Here is a 2,128-nt window from a genome sequence, read left to right as displayed (position 1 = left end):
TGTTCTGCAAGAACAGCAGCGGGATCTCGCGCTTATCGCAGAGTTCGATGAAATGCGCGCCCTTCATGGCGGATTCGCTGAACAGCACGCCGTTGTTGGCGACGATCCCGACGGGGTGCCCGTGGATATGGGCGAACCCGGTGACCAGGGTGGTGCCGTATTCGGCCTTGAATTCATGGAATCCGGCGGCGCCGGTCTCGTCGGCGTCGACGATGCGGGCGATCACCTCGCGCACGTCGTAGGGCGTGCGTAGATCCGCCGGGACGAGATCGTAGAGCTCATCCACGGGAGCCGCCGGTTCGCGGGCGGGCCGCACCTGCCAGGCCGGTTCCGGGCGCGGGCCGAGCGTGCCGACGATGCGGCGCACGATCGCCAGGGCGTCGCGGTCGTCGTCGGCCAGATGGTCGGTGACCCCCGAGGTGCGCGAATGCAGTGCGCCACCGCCGAGTTCCTCGGCCGTGACGACCTCCCCGGTGGCGGCCTTCACCAGCGGCGGGCCGCCGAGGAAGATCGTGCCCTGATCCCGCACGATCACCGCCTCGTCGCTCATCGCCGGAACGTAGGCCCCGCCGGCCGTGCACGACCCCAGCACGGCGGCGATCTGCGCGATCCCGCGGGCGCTCATGGTGGCCTGGTTGTAGAAGATGCGGCCGAAATGTTCGCGGTCGGGAAACACTTCGTCCTGTTCGGGCAGGTAGGCGCCGCCGGAATCGACCAGGTACACGCACGGCAGATTGTTGTGCAGCGCCACTTCCTGGGCGCGCAGATGTTTCTTCACCGTCACCGGGTAGTAGGTGCCGCCCTTGACCGTGGCGTCGTTGGCGACGATGACACATTCGCGGCCCGCCACCCGCCCGATGCCGGTGATGATCCCGGCGCCGGGGGAGTCGCCGTTGTACATCCCGTCGGCCGCCAGCGGCGACAGTTCCAGGAACGGGCTACCGGGGTCGAGCAGCTGATCCACCCGCTCGCGCGGCAGCAGTTTGCCGCGATCGATATGGCGTTGCCGCGCCTTCTCCGGACCGCCGCGCGCGGTCTCGGCGAGACGGCGGCGCAATTGGTCGACCAGGGCCAGGTTCGCCGCGCGGTTGTCCCCGGCGGACCGGGCGGTGGGCGCGGGGCTCGCGGTCTGGGTCATCGCGTCATCCTGCCATCTGAGTTAATCGCTGATAACTGAAACAGAGGTTAATCTTGACTAACCGAGTTGTCCAGAGCCTAGGAAAGGAGTGCGGGTGACCAGTGCCGATTCTGCCACCCCGACCCGTCGCGAACAGTTGAAGCAGCAGCGCCGCGACCAACTCCTGGCTGCCGGTGCACGGCTCATCGCCGAACGTGGATACCTCGGCACGCGCCTCGACGACCTGGGCGCCGCGGTCGGTATCAGCGGCCCCGCGGTATACCGGCACTTCCCCAGCAAAGAGGCGCTGCTGGTCGAACTGCTGGTGGGTGTGAGCCGCCGGTTGCTGGAGGGCGGCAGCGCGGTGGCGGCCCAGGCGGACGACCCCCGGCAGGCGCTGGCCGGGCTGGTGGAATTCCACCTCGACTTCGCCCTCGGCGAACCCGAATTGATCAGCATCCAGGACCGCGACCTCGACAATGTGCCCCCGGCGCCGCGCCGGGAGATCCGGCGCACCCAGCGCCGCTACGTGGAGATCTGGGTGGGCGTGCTGTGTGATCTCGTCCCGGGCCTCGCCGAGGACACCGCCCGAATCCAGGCCCATGCCGCCTTCGGGCTGCTCAACTCCACCCCGCACAGCGCGGGTCGGGTCGGCGCCCACACCCGCCCGGTACTCCGCGCGATGGCCTTGGCCGCGCTCGCCGGTCCTACGCCGCACTGAGGCGGACCACTACTCGGCGGCACTCCGCGGTTGATACACCGAACCGGGCCGCCATGGTCGAGTGCGGACTGCCGAGTATGCCCGGCCTTTGTCGGCGGCCCGTCGTAAGGTCGCCGCCATGTCCGAGCAGCGGTCCAACCCGCACGACGCGTACTTCCGGAAAGTCATGGCCCGCCCGGCCAATGCCGCCTCCGAACTACGCGCCGTCCTCCCCGAAGCGATCACCACCCGCCTCGACTGGCCCGCCTTGCAACTACAACCCGGCAGCTTCGTCCACCCCGACCTCCGAA

General features: G+C 69.0%; 3 protein-coding genes. 2 read left to right on the top strand and 1 reads right to left on the bottom strand.

All coding sequences use genetic code 11. The features are described from left to right. The coding region (locus ACWDU1_RS31830) for a carboxyl transferase domain-containing protein (RefSeq protein WP_450004125.1) at nucleotides 1–1,138 on the bottom strand (1,138 nt) is incomplete at its 3' end. A 94-nt stretch (nucleotides 1,139–1,232) separates the two neighbouring features. On the opposite strand from ACWDU1_RS31830, the gene ACWDU1_RS31825 reads away from it, so the two are divergent. Together ACWDU1_RS31825 and ACWDU1_RS31820 are read left to right on the top strand one after the other, a co-directional pair. After that, a complete protein-coding gene (locus ACWDU1_RS31825; RefSeq protein WP_450004124.1) occupies nucleotides 1,233–1,838 on the top strand; it encodes an SACE_7040 family transcriptional regulator in 606 nt (201 codons plus the stop codon). 118 nt (nucleotides 1,839–1,956) lie between these two features. Next, the coding region (locus tag ACWDU1_RS31820; RefSeq protein WP_450004126.1) for an Rpn family recombination-promoting nuclease/putative transposase at nucleotides 1,957–2,128 on the top strand (172 nt) is incomplete at its 3' end.

It is taken from the genome of Nocardia sp. NPDC003345 (genome assembly GCF_053589395.1).
Note: the sequence above shows the minus strand (reverse complement) of the source record. Positions and strands in the feature narration are given on the sequence as shown.